This is a genomic window from Thermoactinomyces sp. CICC 23799 (assembly GCF_016055145.1).
In the GTDB taxonomy this organism is placed as follows: Bacteria; Bacillota; Bacilli; order Thermoactinomycetales; family Thermoactinomycetaceae; genus Thermoactinomyces; species Thermoactinomyces intermedius.
Map to the genome: position 1 here is coordinate 412,182 of NZ_JAECVV010000001.1, position 13,725 is coordinate 425,906.

Genomic DNA, 13,725 nt, shown 5'->3' on the forward strand with positions numbered 1-13,725 from the left:
GATTGAAAAAGTCATTGCACCCCGTCCATTTACCAATGCTCCTTGCCATTAAAGCACAGTTCCCGGCTGAGGAAGGAAGTGCGGCTGGCTTTCCGGGTACTTTTTGGTTCCGGCAGGCCCGACTTTTTGATATCGGCATGATGATTTGATGTGGATGTGCGAAGGAATGCATTTCAGTTATTTAAAACTTGTTTGTATTACAAACCACCGGTTGAAACCGAATATTTTAATAGAAACATGACCGGCCGCTTTGAGCGATTTTAAAATGATGGGTTTGAAATTAAAAAACCTCTGGTTGTGAAAACCAGAGGTTGATTTTCTAAAGAATCGTTTACCACCAGGAGCTGCATTGATACGTACCACCACCGGAGATACAAACGCGGAAGCGGCGGTTCGGATCGCTGGATGCCGGATATGCCCAAGTGGAAATGGTGGATGTTCCGGAGGTGATATAATCATACGTGCCAATGGTTTGTCCGCCATCAAAGCTGACATCAAAGAAAAGGGTATAGCCGGAGCTGGAAGTCGTGAGCCTTCCCCAACCATATTGTTGTCCGTTGTAGTAGCCCACTCTTAATTCCGCATTACTGATAGTGCGGACGGTTGACCGGTTTGTGGTGCAATCAGCGTCCGTAAGCCAGGCATTGTAGATTTCACAAGCTTGCGTTCCAACGTCTGCCGCATGCGATACTGCCGGCACTCCCAAAAAGCCCATCACCGCCACCATGGCAATCGCAAACAGTCGTTTCAATCCAAACGCCTCCCGTTGAATCATGCTGGAAATTCAAAACAAACTTATAATTATAATCTTTATCGAATGGATTGTATAGAATAATTTTCAAATTTCTGAAAAAACGTCAGGAAAGGTTGTATCAGCCGCGGTATTAAAAGAGCGTCTGTTTACTTCAACGCGGTCGGATTTTCCGGACCATGTCATTGAACCGGAAGCGAAATCGATTATACTATACAAAGATGTAAAGATTTTCTAAGGAGGATATGATCATGAATCATTTAATGACCGGCAAGAATGTTGTCATCATGGGGGTGGCGAACCAAAGGAGTTTGGCGTGGGGGGTGACCAAATCCCTGCAAGCCGCGGGGGCCAATTTGATCTTTACATACCGGAAAGAACGTTCTTATCAAAAGCTGACTTCTCTGTTGTCAGAGGCTGGAATCGATCCTTTGCTCATTGTTCCGTGTGATGTTTCCGACGATGCCAGTATTGAAAACGCCTTTTCCGAGATCAAACAAAAAGTCGGGACAATCCACGGCTTGGTTCACTCGATTGCATTTGCCGACAAGGATGAGTTGTGCGGGGAGTATGTGGAAACTTCCCGTGACGGGTACCTGATGGCGCAAGAGATGAGCGCATATTCACTGGTTGCAGTGGCCCGGGAAGCAAAAAAACTCATGCGTGACGGTGGGAGCATTGTGACGCAGTCCTATCTCGGGGCCGAGCGGGTCGTGAAAAACTATAACGTGATGGGCGTAGCCAAAGCGGCATTGGAAGCCAGCGTAAGGTATTTGGCAGAGGATCTGGGGAAATATAACATCCGGGTGAATGCCGTTTCCTCCGGGCCGATCCGGACCCTTTCCGCAAAAGGCGTTTCCGGTTTCAACGACCTGATGGGAATCATTGCCGAAAAAGCGCCGCTGAGAAGAAACGTGGATCAAAGCGAAGTCGGGGACGCCACATTATTTTTCTTAAGCCCCTTGTCCAGAGGGATTACCGGGGAAGTGCTCCATGTCGATGCGGGTTATCATATCATCGGGGTGTAAACAACTCTACGGTTCATAAGCAATCGTTTCATATCAATTAAAACCAGTTTGCGATGCAAACAATATGAAAATACCCAAATCACTCAAAGTGGAGACCAAGGGACCGGAATCGCTCACGGGAAAACCTTATCTCCAACCATGTTGATATGAAAATAAAGCAATGAACAGGTTTTTTATCACAATTTCTTCTAATCTTTTATAAGGAGAAAACCAACAAACCGGCTGTCCATCGGCACAGGGAAGCCGGTTTGTTTTTTGGAAAAAAGATTAACCGGCAGAGACTCCTCCGTCGACGATCAGGATATGTCCAGTTACATAGCCGGCTTCGTCGGAGCACAACCAAGTTACGGATCGGGCGATGTCATCCGGGTCACCGATCCGGTGGAGGGGGATTTTGGATTCATATTGGCTTGGGGTGAATCCTGTTTGCTTGAAGACCTGTTCCAGCATCGGGGTGCGAATGGCCCCCGGGCAGATGGCGTTGATCCGGATGTTGGATTGGGCATATTCCAAGGCGGCAGATTTGGTTAAACTGATCACTCCGCTTTTGCTTGCCGAATAAACGGATGCGTTTGGATGGCCATCCAAGCCGTTAATGGAAGAGATGTTTACAATGGTGCCGGATCCTTGTTTTAACATCTGGCAAATCTGATGTTTCATACAAAGCCAGATCCCCTTCAGGTTAATTGCCATGGTGAGATCAAAATCTTCTTCCGTGATGTCGGCCAGAGGGGCCAATTTCCCCCCGGTGCCCGCCGCATTGCATGCGAAATCCAAGCGTCCGAAGCGGTCCATGGTTGTTTGGATCATTTTCCGGACTTGCTTGTCTTGCGAAACGTCGGCTTGAACCGCAAGGGATTCTCCGCCCAAACCCCTGATCATTTCTTGTGTTTCCTCAATGTTCTCTTTCGTGCGCCCGACGACCACGACTTTTGCGCCTTTTTTGGCAAAAGCCAGGGAAGTTGCTCTTCCGATTCCGGAACCCCCGCCGGTCACCATGGCCACTTTTCCGGCAAATGGCTTCATCTGTTCATCCCCTTTGCTTTTTTTGTCCGGTGTGAATCATAAATTTGCAAATAAAACAAATGATTAGCAATCATAAAAATCGTTATACTGATTGTATCTTATCATGTATGAAAAAACCTGAATGAAAAAAGTACCCTTTTTGGATCCAGGAAAAAGAGCGAAACTGCCTCGTATTTATCTCACGGGAAAGAGAGGGAACGGATTTGGTGAAAGACGATTGGCATAATCCGGAGTTTGCGCTTCACTGGGATCAAACCGCTTTGGCAGGAAACCCGACCCGGAAGGAACAGAAGGACCTGCTCATTTTTCTGCTTGAGCAAAAACTTTTTTCAAACGCAACCCTTCTGGATCTGGGGATCGGTTCGGGGCAGATCGAGGAGAAATTGTTGGCCCGAAGGGCGGATATCACGGTTATCGGAGTCGATGCTTCCAAAGCGATGCTGGACTTGGCCCGGACATGGTTGGATCCGGCGCGTTGCCAATTGATTCAGCATGATATCGGCGACACCGATACACTTGCCGTTCCAATGGTGCAAGCAGTCATAATCGTTCAGACGCTTCACCACCCGCCGCATGACAAACAAAAGGCAGTGTACCGCTTCGTCCATCAACATCTTGAGCCAGGGGGCCTGTTCCTGATCATGGACCGCATCCAATTGCCGGATGAGGCTTTACATCCCGTCTGCGCGGACATGTGGGACTGGCTTGAACGGAAAACGGATCATCCCGACGGAACAACGGGGGAGGAATTTCTTAATAAATTCCAACACAAACATGATCACCCGGCAGGATTGGAAGAGCATCTTCATTGGCTGCGGGAGTCCGGATTCACCACCACATGTTTGCATTTAGCTTTAAATCGCGCCTTGTGGGTCGGGGTGAAAGTGTGAGAAAAGCATTGGAGAAGGAAGAACGAAGTACCGCATGGATTGCAGAGAAGGCATCACAGACGAACACGATGGACGAATCGATTGCCGTCGGACAGAATATCATGAATAAATTATTTGATTAAATTCAAACAAGTTTGTATTGCAAACAAACAAAACGCTTTTTTCTTTCTGCAGATTGGGTACTCATGCAACAATCGAGCCGGACGTCATCTGGAACAAGATCTGGATGTTGTTTTATTTCACAGAACGTCTGCCGGCATTGAACTGACGGAAGCCGGGGAACGTTTTTATAATCGGATTGTGCCCGTACTTGATGAGCTGAATGCGGTTCGTCAAGAGTTAAGACGATTTTGTCAAACCACGCCTGTGGCCATTGGGAGTCTGCCCAGTCTCGCGATCTATTATTTGCCGCCGAGGATCAGGGGAAACCGGTTTTCAGGCCGGTCCATGACCTTGATGATTCAAAACACCTTTTGGGAGCTGATACAATCCTTGCAGGAAGGAAGGCTGGATGCAGTCTTTGTGGATACATCCTATGTGGGGGATTCTTTGTGGAGTTGCGAATTGTTTATGGAGTCTTATTATGCGGTGTTTCCTTTGCATCATCGTTTCCGTGAGCGAAAAACGGTGCATCTTTCGGAACTTTGCGATGAACCCCTCATCGTTCATCAAGCCCCTTGTGATACAAGGAAGCATATTATCGAACAAATGGAATTGCTGGGTCGCAAGCCAAACATTATCAGTGAAGTGACCTTTGGCGACTTTATCCTTGGAGCAGTAGCGGCAGGAATGGGAATCACGATTATTCCCGAATTGATGGCGAAAAATATTGGCCATCTCCAGCTGTTTGCTCTGCCTGTAACGGATTTCGGCAGGGAAAGGTCCATTTCGATCGCTGCCCGTCATCGTAAACTAGGAAGGCAATTATATCAATTGATATCGACTGCAAAGTGACACCGGACTGCGGGTGGGAATCTCAACATGATCAACAGGACCCATGTGAATGGGTGCTTACTTCTGGGATATGAACATTAACAAAAGAAACATGTGTGGGTTACAACAAGAAAATCAACATATATACCTCGATGATCCGAAAAGCGCTGCGGGGAAAGTGTGACTTATCATGAAGCGAAAAACGTTATCCAGAAATATATCCGCCAGTAAACTCCAATATTATATGTGGAAAGAGTTTTTAAGGTGGTGGGAGGAGAGGGGCGCCCATGGATTCTGGATGAGGGAGTAGAAGCGATGATTGAAAAAGTATCACGGACCGGAGTGTGCGAAATCGTGTTGTCAGGATTGATGAGATAGAGCTTTTTGGAAAGATAATGGCCAAGGGCCAATTCCAAAGGATGTTTGATCGTGTTCAACAATGGATTTTGTTTGAATAAGAAAAGGCCCGTGTGGGCCTTTTTTATTTATTCTCCTTTTTCCTACATGCTCCAAAGTCTTTCAAATCTTCGCGAACCCACGACCCGCCATAAGCCCCAAGCCATGGTATTGTTGGGCTATCTGTATGGCCGCTTTGGGACTTATCTCGAACTTTCCCCTTTGTTTATTTTCTGCCATTTTTCCAGTTCCATATTGGGGAATTCATCTGCAGTATCGATTTGAAGCGGAGAAATTAGTTCTAAAAGGTTTCCATCAGGATCTTTAAAATAGATAGCTGCATGTGCGTGAGGAACGTTTGACAATACAAGAGGTTGTCTGTCGGGTGAAAATCCAAAGAAAGGACTCACTTCAACCCCAATCGACTGTAACCATTCTTTTGCTTTTTTAATATCCTCTACATAAAAGGCAATATGACGTAAAGAAACATGATAAGGCGTATGAACTTGTTCACATTGCCATAACCCTAACCAACTCTTGCCTTTTTGAATCCAAAAAAAAGCTAAATTTTCACTCCGGTGAGCCAATTCAAGACCTAAGTTTTCATAAAACTCAATTGAACGATCTAAATCACTGACAGGCAAATGGGCTTCATATAATCCTTGAATCATTTTGTCCCCTCCCTCAATATCCGGCATAGCCGAAGGTAATAAAAATCAGAAAAATGAGGTTACTCAATCGATAACATATTTACACACCCAGTCTTATACCCCTTTAATTATATTTTTTAAACATATTTGTTTATTAAGTGTGAAAAAGAAAAGAGAGCAACGCCATCTCTCACCCAAACATTCAAACACTCCCCGGGGAATGCCACATTCACGATCCACGTGACCATGAAGTCATCACCAGATCCTCGTTAATGAACGTCCTTAGAAGGAACAAAAAAAGCTGCCTTATTCAGGCGGAGGGGGATTTACATGATATGTTTCAGCCCATTCATGATGATCTTCAAAAAACTCCCGTACTCTTTTTTTAAACAATTCAACCACTTTATCTCTTTCATAACGAGGCTTAGGCACACCTCGCCCACTAAAAGGATCATACCAAAAATGTTCACCTAAACCCATATTTACTGACCGGTCATAGTCATCCTCCAAAAATGACTGATCATGAATACCGACTTTTCGAATAAATAATTGCTTTGCCTCTGGTGAGCTATTCGCTTCTACAATAAAGCATTGATTATGTATTGTGTCTTGATTAACTTGTTCCCCTTCTATAACCAGATAAGAAGCCATCAAAGTTTTAAACAGGATACCCTCAGTGATTAGATATCACTAAGGTGGATGACGCATATTTGAAGTATGTTGAACGATTCATTATCGAAAACGAATTGTATGATTAGCCTTCCGTAATGGAGAGATTTTTTCTTTTATAGTCGAATAAGGTGAGTGGGGGGATGAAAAAAGATGAAGAGATAAAAAAGAAGAGATATGGTTTGGTCGCCTAGGGACCGCATATGAGCAAGCAGAAGCTAAGATCGAAAATATCACGGCCCGGAATGTGCAGGTGTCGTTTAACCAAGTTGTCCAGGTGAAAGGAATACGACTGCTTGGTGAAGTGTTGTCAAAAGGGAAATTCCGTCAGATGTTTGATCATGTTCAACAATTGAATTTGTTCAAATGAAAAAAGGCCCATCACAGGCCTTTTCTTATTTGTACAGAGGATAACCGGTTATGCAAATGTCTTCACCGAAACGCTCAACAGTCACATTTTCAAGTTCTACCGCCAAAGCCATTCGTTCAAATCCTTTTCCTGAAATAGGAGTAATACTCTCTTTCCCACCGAGCAATTTGGGAGCAATGAAGGATACCACTTTCCCAACAAGTTTGGCTTCAACCATTGACCAGTTGAGTCCACCGCCCCCCTCAAGTAAAACTGATAAAATTCCGTTTTCAGCTAAGTATTTCATGGCTTTTACCAAATCAACTTGCGGGCCGCTACCGGTACGTATAACTTTTACTCCACGATCCACAAGTTGTTTTTCTTTCTCTTCATCTGCGGCATCAGTACAAAATACCCAGGTTGGCGCTTCTTCTGTGGTCGTCACTAGTGGAGTATCCAGGGGAATACGTAAATGGCTGTCAGCAACAATACGGGTTGGATTTTTGCCTCCACCTTCGGGTAAACGCGTTGTCAGTCTCGGGCGGTCTTTTAAAACAGTTCCGATCCCGACCATGATTCCGTCATTCCAATGACGCATGTAATGAACGTCTTTTCTCGAAAGTTCATTGGTTACCCATTTACTGTCGCCGTCAGCAGTGGCGATTTTCCCATCTAAAGTCATCGCCGTTTTGAGTGTTACCAAAGGAAAACCGGTTTTTTTGTAATATTCCAAGGCTTCCTGTTTGGTTTGTTCATGTCTCATATTTAGACCCCCAATATCTACAAAGTAAATTTATATACAAACTTATAAAGATCCGTCCGACTAGTGAGTTGGCAGTATTCAACGAGCTTGCTGGAAGCATCAAATGTTTTCCGGGTGATTCTCGCAACAGGAACGCCTTCAGGCATTTCTAAAAGTTCACGTTCTTTTTCTGAAGGGTAATCAATGACAATTGTTTCTTCACAGGAAATCGGCTTTCTTCCAAAGGATTCCAGAGTTTTATATAAACTCAAGGTGGGATTCTGCTTTACTTCTTTCAGAATGCTTGCTAATTCCTCAAGCGGAAAGGAGTGGGGGATATACGATTTTGAGATCGAGACAGGGGTCCCGTCTCGTAGTTGCAAAACGTGGTATAACAGCACGGGTGGTTGCAACTCCCCACTCAATTCTTCCGGCATTGCATCTAATTGCCGGAGATCAATGTATTTTTTTGTTGCTTTGCTGTGATCTCTTCCAAATCCTCTGCGTGACGACTCAAACCGACCAAGAAGCGAGTCGGTGGATACCCCAAAGAATTCAGCGATTTTTTTAATGTTCTCAATGCTTGGTTCATAAATTCCCTTTTCCCATTTCGATACTGTGGTGTTATCAATACCAAGGTGACTCGCTAATTCTGCTTGGGTCACTTTTTTTCTTTTTCTAAGCTCCTTGAGCCTGTTCGCAAAAGCCATGCATTTCCCTCCTTCCTGTTTCCATCTCCGAGTACATCTTAATATAAAGTTGATCAAATAGCAATTTAAATTATTGACATTTGAGTAAGTATCGAATATTCTTAAATCAAGAACTTGAGCAAACATCAATTTATTGAGTCGTGACCTTCGTAAAAGCTGGATACTGAACTTTTAGTATTGAGCAAAACGCCAATCGGAGGTGGGAAGGGATGAACAAATTATTGCCTTCAAAGGCAGTGAAAATTGTGAAGATTGAAACTGGGGAGAAAACAATTTATTTTCCGCTGTCGCATTTGATTCATGCAGAAATTGAGCCAGGAAAAGTGATTTTTTCCGGATTCAGTTACGATATTTTTTCTTCTGCTAATTCAGAAAAGTATGAATGGGGGGTCGGATTTGTCGACTCCCCCCAAAAAACAAAGGAGTGATCTAGTTTAAAACTGAAAAAACTTTTAGGAGATCTGATCCCCATGTATCTGGTCCAGTTGAAGCGCGGTGACAGATGGAGTTTGAGAAAAAACCAGAAAAAGGACGTGAATTCATTAAAGGCTTATTTTTTCCCAGAGCTTGGGCAAACCCAGAATCTCACCCGAAAATTGGATATTTTTTCTCGGAGAATATCCCGGAAAAGCAAGGTGATTGTATCTATTTATTCGAGGACCGTTGTCGACTCGGAAATAACAGCATTGGACTAGAAAATCAAGAAAAAGAAACCGAAGTCGTGTCATTTATCTATAAGAATGGCCAGTTAGCCCGATCGTGCACAACCGATGAAAATGGGAGAGTGATTAGTGAGTGTTTCTGTGATGACGACCAGCTCACTTACAAATTTGATTACGATGAGCAAGGCTGGATTCGGAAAACTTTCTATGACGAAAAACAACAGGAGCGAGGCTTTTTACAATGGATAAGGTACTTTATACATTCGCTTTGCTACTTTTTTTAACGATATATGTCGCGCCTGTCGTAGTAGTGGCAAGTGTTGTTTATGATTTCATTAGACGGAAGTTATTCAAGAAATAAGAGGGAGAGAAGAGAATGGGAGCACCTGATCTCAAGGGGACGATTGCGTTTATCTCGAGCTTCGCTGATCTGTTCATGCTGTTTGCTGCTGTTGCGATTGTCATCCTAACATTTATAGCTATCTGGCAGATTGGCTTTAAAGGAAAAAAGCCTGTTAAAGTCTTTACCCAATATTTTGTTCGTATTCTCGCATTGTGGATCATCTCTTCATGCCTGATCATCATGGTTGCAGCCCAATTGATGTCCTCGTTGTGGGACAGCGTTTTATTGGTGATCGATATGGTCGGGGGCAAACTTGCAGAGGCTGCGAAAGGAGATATGTGATGGAATTAATCCAAGGACTGATGTTTTTGAGCGGTCAGTTTGCAGTGACGGTTTTTTCAGTAATCTTCGCACCGCTAGTCATACTTATCGGTTTTCGGACCAATTGGAATATATCCAGGATGTTGAAAAAAATTGCTTCAATGCTTTTAGCCTTTATCATTGTGTCTGGCTTCTTTATATCGGTTGGAAGCTATGGTCATGAGGAAGAGGCTGAACAGTGGGAAAAAGAAGTGAAGGCGTCGAAAAAATGATTTGGTATTTAATCTTCACTATTTTCGTGGCGGTGCTCGGAGCTTTCACTTTTTGGTTTAGGAAGAGAGAAAGAGTGGAAAACCAAGCGCTAACCACCAAACCGAACACAGAAGATGTTGATGAAATAGAGGACTAGCGAGGCAGGCTAGTCCTTTCTACTGAAAGGAGTGATCCTGATGAAAAACCACTCATCCCGGTTTCATTCGTCCCGAACTCAAAAAATTCCTACTTGGTTGAAAAAAGCTGGGGAGATATTGAAAACGGACGTTTTACCGGAGGTATTAGATGCTTTGTTTGAACCAAAAGAACGGAAGAAGATCGAGGAATGGTTTAAAACAGAACCACTAGATGAGAAAAAAGAGGAAAAGAAAGAGCAACCGAAGCGCGGTCGGATCGCCGGGAAAATGGTGACGGATTCCCCGAAGCATATCGCATTTGCTCGTCACAGGTCTGGAAAAATCCTCTCCTTGGTCCGGGAGGAAAATGAAGAATCGAAAGACAGTCTTTCCACTCCGATGATGGTGGTGGGAAAACAAGGAGCCGGAAAGAGCACTTTGTTCATCAACATGGCCTTGGAGTTTTTCGGGGTTCGTGCAAAGAACCGAAAAGAGTGGGAACAAATTGCCCGATCTGTCTTCTTGTTTGATGTCGCAGATGGCGTGATGTTACCGGAAATTCTGGCTTGCGTGCCAGAGTGGATCAGGGACCGGGTGGTCATCCTGAACCATGCCAATGTGGAGCGTGTTGTTCCTATTGATTGGCACGATCTCATGAAACTGTACCAGGATGACGAATCCATTGCTGCTGAGGTGGCCGAGATTGAAACCGAGCTATTGCGGAAGTTTCTCAAAGATGACACTCAAACGGTATCTATTGAAAGATTTTTCAAAAGCGCTCTTCAAGCATCATATCGTGTCGGTGAAGGAAACTTGCTTGACGCCATGAGGATTCTGAAGGATGGAGAGTATCGGGACGAACTCATGGAAAGACTCAGTGAGACTGATTTTGAGTTGGAGATTGCGATGAATCAGATTGACGAAGAGAGCGAAAAAGAAAACAGCCGAGTGCTAGAAACCATCGAAAACCGAATTGCACAATTGAGATCATACAAGCGCCTTTTCTACTCGCTCAGTCAGACAAAAGATGAAAACATCGACTTTTGGGAATGGATGAATGAACCGTATCTAGTACTAATCCACATTCCAAACTCTAAAGAGACTTTCCAAGATTTTGCTTTTACCCACTATATTATCAAGATTTGGCGTATGATGATGGCCCGTGAGATGATCCCGAATTCATGCCGCAAGGAATGTGCGGTGATCGTAGATGAAATTGATCTGATCATCAAAAACAAACCGGTTCAAAACATATTCCTACAAATGACTAAGAAACCGCGGAAGTATCGGACCAAGTTCATTTTCTCATTTCACGATTGGTCATCATTCGCGAAAGCTGGCCAACGCAAGAGTGATATTCTGAGGTCATTCAAAACAGGAATGGATATGGTTCTGTTAAAGGGAAGCGATGAAGTGTTTCAGGATTTTGAAGTAGAACTGGATCCGTTCACTGTTGAGGATTTTCACAACTTGGAGAAATACCAAGGGATCATGCGGATTACTTGCAATAAAAAGGAGTATGTATTCCGCGCGAAGCTACTTGAACCAGCTTTAATGCGGTTGTCATCGTTCTCTGTCCCTGATCTGGAGAATCAATTCGGTATGACGAAAACATCAATTATAAAAAAAGCAAGGGAAGTTCTCTTGCCTCTGTATGCCAGAAAAGAGGCAAAATCCAAAAGAGAAAACGTGACTACAAAGGATAAAGTATTGGTATTGTTGCGTGAGACACCCGGTTTAACAACAAAGGAAATTTGCGAGGAACTTAATATTTCCCGAATGACATTCCAGCGTATAAAAAAAGAGTTGAAACTTCAAGAACAAAGAAACGGAAAAAAACTAGTGTATTTTGTCTAACTGTAACATGTAACATGGATTTCCTTTCCCGGATTTTTGCTAAGAGAAAATATCGAAGTTATATGGGTTTTCGGCTACGATGTGTAACATCATTTCACTTCGATGTTACACATCATGTTACAAGAAAGGAGAGGGAAAATGATTGAAAGTGGAGCAAAAATTATTGAGTGGATTATGATAATTTCAAATTCTATATTGATATTTTTGCTAACATATAAACTGTACCAAATTTTTTTGATTTGGATTGGTCTGGAAGTACAAAGAAATCCGGTCATTGACCGGTGGGCATGGAGACTAATTCTCATTGGATATATGTTATTGTTTTTGTGTTTTGGGTTACTGATTCTGGTTTATTATTGGGTGTTTCTTGTGCTTTTTTTGGTGATTGGATTTTTGGGGAGAAAAACATTCGCTCCTTTCGTCAATCCATTTGTTTGGATTGGGAAATATCCGTGGAAAGTGGCTACTATTCTATTAAAGGGAAAAAGAGGAATAAAAGATTAAAACTAAAGTTAATGTCTGTCTGTTCGACCGCCGCTGTAATGCTTTTATGAAGCGCAAAGGATGGAAGGTTATGCGTTTTACTTATAATGATATAAAGAAGAAAAGAACACAATCTATTGATAAAATCATAAACTACACTCATAAGAAATAAGCTGCCCTATAAAGAGAAAGGATGGCTTATTTTATTGAAAAAGCTTCTGATAGAAAATAAATTAATCATGGTATTGTATAAAGATCGTTTTATTATGAATGTTCGGATATAATTGTGTTGGAAATAATAACTAAGGAGGAGTTCTATGAAATCTATTTTGACAGTTTGGCTTGCCATAATCCTGGCGCTATCTGGTGTTACCTTTGATATGCCAACAGCCTCGGCGCTTCCTGATACTCCATCGCTGGCAGAGGCTCAAGCTGAACTTAACGCACTGACCGTTGCTCCCGAAGGATCGATGACAGGGTACTCGAGGGACAAGTTCCCACATTGGATCAATCAAGGAGACGGTTGTAACACTAGACAAGTTGTTTTAAAGCGCGATGCTGACTATTATGAGGGTGAATGCCCTGTAACCTCCGGAAAATGGTATTCCTACTACGATGGGGTTACCGCCTATTCACCATCCGAGATCGACATCGATCATGTAGTTCCCCTCGCAGAAGCATGGCGAAGCGGTGCCAATGCATGGACCCAAGAAAAGCGCCAAGCATTTGCAAATGATCTTGACAACCCCCAACTCATCGCAGTGTCTGCCAGTAGCAACCGAAGCAAGGGAGACCAGGACCCATCAACGTGGAAGCCATCAAGGGCTGGCGCACATTGTGCGTACGCTAAGTGGTGGATCCGAGTGAAATATAAATGGGGTTTGACTTTGCAATCGTCGGAAAAGACTGCACTACAAAGCATGCTCAATACTTGCTCTTATTAATTTGCAACCCGAGAAAGGAGTTACTCGGATGCAAGAAATAACATCAACATTTACTGCAACTCATGGTGTGATGACAAACGAAGTCGGTGTGATTAGTGGCGACCTCATGTTACGAACTACATGCGATGACGCCGGAACTCTTAAAATGTCTATTACATACGTCGGCGCCGAGGAGTGGTACACACTGCCAGGTAAGAACTATCGCCTGCACGATCCGCGCGACCACGAGGTTATCCACCGTATTCTCGTCAATGTTTTGGAACGTCCTTAAAAGAAAAAAAGCTGCCTTATTCAGGCAGCTTTTTTTGTGCGCAAAAACAAAAAAATTAATACTTTGACCCTAAAAATGACCCCCTGATAGGTATATTACTTATGAAGGGGGGAGATTTGGAGATTTGCAAAAAAATTTCATCCCAAATGTCTAATTTAGAACTGTGGCTTCCCATTATGTTTTAGTGAAAAGAGTTAAGGAGAGAAAAAATCATTTCCTGTTCTTCCATATTGCTTGTGAAATCATTACTAATTCAAAAAAGACGCCATAATGGGCGTCTTTTTTGAAAGGAGGAATTTAAATGAATGCAA

At 43.3% G+C, this 13,725-nt stretch carries 19 protein-coding genes; 13 read left to right on the forward strand and 6 right to left on the reverse strand.

All coding sequences use genetic code 11. The annotated features are described in order from the left end of the window. Positions 1–2: 2 nt before the first annotated feature. Positions 3–149, forward strand: a complete 147-nt coding sequence (locus I8U21_RS02240) for a hypothetical protein (protein WP_181732883.1) — start codon at positions 3–5, stop codon at positions 147–149. Positions 150–331: 182 nt separating this feature from the next. On the opposite strand, the gene I8U21_RS02245 is transcribed toward I8U21_RS02240, so the two are convergent. Then, a complete protein-coding gene (locus tag I8U21_RS02245) occupies positions 332–751 on the reverse strand; it encodes a hypothetical protein (RefSeq protein ID WP_181732884.1) in 420 nt (139 codons plus the stop codon). A 251-nt stretch (positions 752–1,002) separates the two neighbouring features. Here I8U21_RS02245 and fabI point away from each other — a divergent pair, with 251 nt between their 5' ends. After that, a complete protein-coding gene (gene fabI / locus I8U21_RS02250) occupies positions 1,003–1,779 on the forward strand; it encodes an enoyl-ACP reductase FabI (RefSeq protein ID WP_181732885.1) in 777 nt (258 codons plus the stop codon). A gap of 267 nt (positions 1,780–2,046) precedes the next feature. On the opposite strand, the gene I8U21_RS02255 is transcribed toward fabI, so the two are convergent. Then, complete coding sequence (locus I8U21_RS02255; RefSeq protein ID WP_181732886.1) at positions 2,047–2,805, reverse strand: glucose 1-dehydrogenase; 759 nt, start codon at positions 2,803–2,805, stop codon at positions 2,047–2,049. A 206-nt stretch (positions 2,806–3,011) separates the two neighbouring features. Here I8U21_RS02255 and I8U21_RS02260 point away from each other — a divergent pair, with 206 nt between their 5' ends. From I8U21_RS02260 to I8U21_RS02265, 3 genes are read left to right on the forward strand one after another with little or no spacing between them, the layout of a single operon-like run. Continuing rightward, positions 3,012–3,695, forward strand: a complete 684-nt coding sequence (locus I8U21_RS02260; protein WP_370527008.1) for a class I SAM-dependent methyltransferase — start codon at positions 3,012–3,014, stop codon at positions 3,693–3,695. Then, positions 3,692–3,817, forward strand: a complete 126-nt coding sequence (locus I8U21_RS15115) for a hypothetical protein (protein ID WP_255516909.1) — start codon at positions 3,692–3,694, stop codon at positions 3,815–3,817. Before I8U21_RS02260 ends, I8U21_RS15115 begins: the two co-directional genes overlap by 4 nt. Further along, positions 3,810–4,649 carry a LysR family transcriptional regulator gene (locus I8U21_RS02265; protein WP_232337435.1) on the forward strand — a complete coding sequence of 280 codons (840 nt, stop codon included), beginning with the start codon at positions 3,810–3,812 and terminating at the stop codon, positions 4,647–4,649. The genes I8U21_RS15115 and I8U21_RS02265 overlap by 8 nt, the downstream gene beginning before the upstream one ends. Before the next feature lie 578 nt (positions 4,650–5,227). Here the strand turns inward: I8U21_RS02265 and I8U21_RS02270 are convergent. The 4 genes from I8U21_RS02270 to I8U21_RS02285 all read right to left on the reverse strand — a co-directional run bounded on the left by I8U21_RS02270 (position 5,228) and on the right by I8U21_RS02285 (position 8,144). Then, complete coding sequence (locus tag I8U21_RS02270) at positions 5,228–5,695, reverse strand: VOC family protein (RefSeq protein ID WP_181732888.1); 468 nt, start codon at positions 5,693–5,695, stop codon at positions 5,228–5,230. Positions 5,696–5,980: 285 nt separating this feature from the next. Beyond that, positions 5,981–6,325: a hypothetical protein gene (locus tag I8U21_RS02275; protein WP_181732889.1), complete on the reverse strand. Its 345-nt coding sequence runs from the start codon at positions 6,323–6,325 to the stop codon at positions 5,981–5,983. A gap of 413 nt (positions 6,326–6,738) precedes the next feature. Further along, positions 6,739–7,455, reverse strand: a complete 717-nt coding sequence (gene ribD, locus I8U21_RS02280; protein ID WP_181732891.1) for a bifunctional diaminohydroxyphosphoribosylaminopyrimidine deaminase/5-amino-6-(5-phosphoribosylamino)uracil reductase RibD — start codon at positions 7,453–7,455, stop codon at positions 6,739–6,741. A 17-nt stretch (positions 7,456–7,472) separates the two neighbouring features. Further along, positions 7,473–8,144 (reverse strand): helix-turn-helix domain-containing protein, encoded by a 672-nt coding sequence (locus tag I8U21_RS02285; RefSeq protein WP_181732892.1) that lies wholly within the window; start codon positions 8,142–8,144, stop codon positions 7,473–7,475. Between the two features lie 209 nt (positions 8,145–8,353). On the opposite strand from I8U21_RS02285, the gene I8U21_RS02290 reads away from it, so the two are divergent. From I8U21_RS02290 to I8U21_RS02325, 8 genes are all read left to right on the forward strand, one after another. Next, the gene (locus I8U21_RS02290; protein WP_198053166.1) at positions 8,354–8,572 is read left to right on the forward strand and encodes a hypothetical protein; all 219 of its coding nucleotides are present in this window, start codon (positions 8,354–8,356) and stop codon (positions 8,570–8,572) included. 74 nt (positions 8,573–8,646) lie between these two features. Beyond that, positions 8,647–9,090, forward strand: coding sequence for a hypothetical protein (locus I8U21_RS02295; protein WP_181732894.1), 444 nt, complete (start codon positions 8,647–8,649; stop codon positions 9,088–9,090). A gap of 92 nt (positions 9,091–9,182) precedes the next feature. Further along, positions 9,183–9,491 carry a hypothetical protein gene (locus I8U21_RS02300; RefSeq protein WP_181732895.1) on the forward strand — a complete coding sequence of 103 codons (309 nt, stop codon included), beginning with the start codon at positions 9,183–9,185 and terminating at the stop codon, positions 9,489–9,491. Next, entirely contained in the window at positions 9,491–9,742 is a 252-nt protein-coding gene (locus I8U21_RS02305; RefSeq protein WP_181732896.1) for a hypothetical protein, read from the forward strand. The genes I8U21_RS02300 and I8U21_RS02305 overlap by 1 nt, the downstream gene beginning before the upstream one ends. Before the next feature lie 177 nt (positions 9,743–9,919). Next, positions 9,920–11,716: a helix-turn-helix domain-containing protein gene (locus I8U21_RS02310; RefSeq protein WP_198053167.1), complete on the forward strand. Its 1,797-nt coding sequence runs from the start codon at positions 9,920–9,922 to the stop codon at positions 11,714–11,716. A gap of 138 nt (positions 11,717–11,854) precedes the next feature. Continuing rightward, positions 11,855–12,220: a hypothetical protein gene (locus I8U21_RS02315; protein WP_181732898.1), complete on the forward strand. Its 366-nt coding sequence runs from the start codon at positions 11,855–11,857 to the stop codon at positions 12,218–12,220. Between the two features lie 296 nt (positions 12,221–12,516). After that, a complete protein-coding gene (locus tag I8U21_RS02320) occupies positions 12,517–13,143 on the forward strand; it encodes an HNH endonuclease family protein (protein ID WP_181732899.1) in 627 nt (208 codons plus the stop codon). 28 nt (positions 13,144–13,171) lie between these two features. Further along, complete coding sequence (locus I8U21_RS02325) at positions 13,172–13,414, forward strand: hypothetical protein (protein ID WP_181732900.1); 243 nt, start codon at positions 13,172–13,174, stop codon at positions 13,412–13,414. Positions 13,415–13,725 lie beyond the last annotated feature (311 nt).

What these genes read in the sequence shown, in the direction of transcription:
- I8U21_RS02300 (WP_181732895.1), top strand. Translation starts at nt 9,183, where the DNA reads ATGGGAGCACCTGATCTCAAGGGGACGATTGCGTTTATCTCGAGCTTC.
- I8U21_RS02285 (WP_181732892.1), bottom strand. Translation starts at nt 8,144, where the DNA reads ATGGCTTTTGCGAACAGGCTCAAGGAGCTTAGAAAAAGAAAAAAAGTG.
- I8U21_RS02275 (WP_181732889.1), bottom strand. Translation starts at nt 6,325, where the DNA reads ATGGCTTCTTATCTGGTTATAGAAGGGGAACAAGTTAATCAAGACACA.
- I8U21_RS02295 (WP_181732894.1), top strand. Translation starts at nt 8,647, where the DNA reads ATGGAGTTTGAGAAAAAACCAGAAAAAGGACGTGAATTCATTAAAGGC.
- I8U21_RS02305 (WP_181732896.1), top strand. Translation starts at nt 9,491, where the DNA reads ATGGAATTAATCCAAGGACTGATGTTTTTGAGCGGTCAGTTTGCAGTG.
- I8U21_RS02325 (WP_181732900.1), top strand. Translation starts at nt 13,172, where the DNA reads ATGCAAGAAATAACATCAACATTTACTGCAACTCATGGTGTGATGACA.
- I8U21_RS02315 (WP_181732898.1), top strand. Translation starts at nt 11,855, where the DNA reads ATGATTGAAAGTGGAGCAAAAATTATTGAGTGGATTATGATAATTTCA.
- fabI (WP_181732885.1), top strand. Translation starts at nt 1,003, where the DNA reads ATGAATCATTTAATGACCGGCAAGAATGTTGTCATCATGGGGGTGGCG.
- I8U21_RS02270 (WP_181732888.1), bottom strand. Translation starts at nt 5,695, where the DNA reads ATGATTCAAGGATTATATGAAGCCCATTTGCCTGTCAGTGATTTAGAT.
- I8U21_RS02255 (WP_181732886.1), bottom strand. Translation starts at nt 2,805, where the DNA reads ATGAAGCCATTTGCCGGAAAAGTGGCCATGGTGACCGGCGGGGGTTCC.
- I8U21_RS02290 (WP_198053166.1), top strand. Translation starts at nt 8,354, where the DNA reads ATGAACAAATTATTGCCTTCAAAGGCAGTGAAAATTGTGAAGATTGAA.
- I8U21_RS02310 (WP_198053167.1), top strand. Translation starts at nt 9,920, where the DNA reads ATGAAAAACCACTCATCCCGGTTTCATTCGTCCCGAACTCAAAAAATT.
- I8U21_RS02320 (WP_181732899.1), top strand. Translation starts at nt 12,517, where the DNA reads ATGAAATCTATTTTGACAGTTTGGCTTGCCATAATCCTGGCGCTATCT.
- ribD (WP_181732891.1), bottom strand. Translation starts at nt 7,455, where the DNA reads ATGAGACATGAACAAACCAAACAGGAAGCCTTGGAATATTACAAAAAA.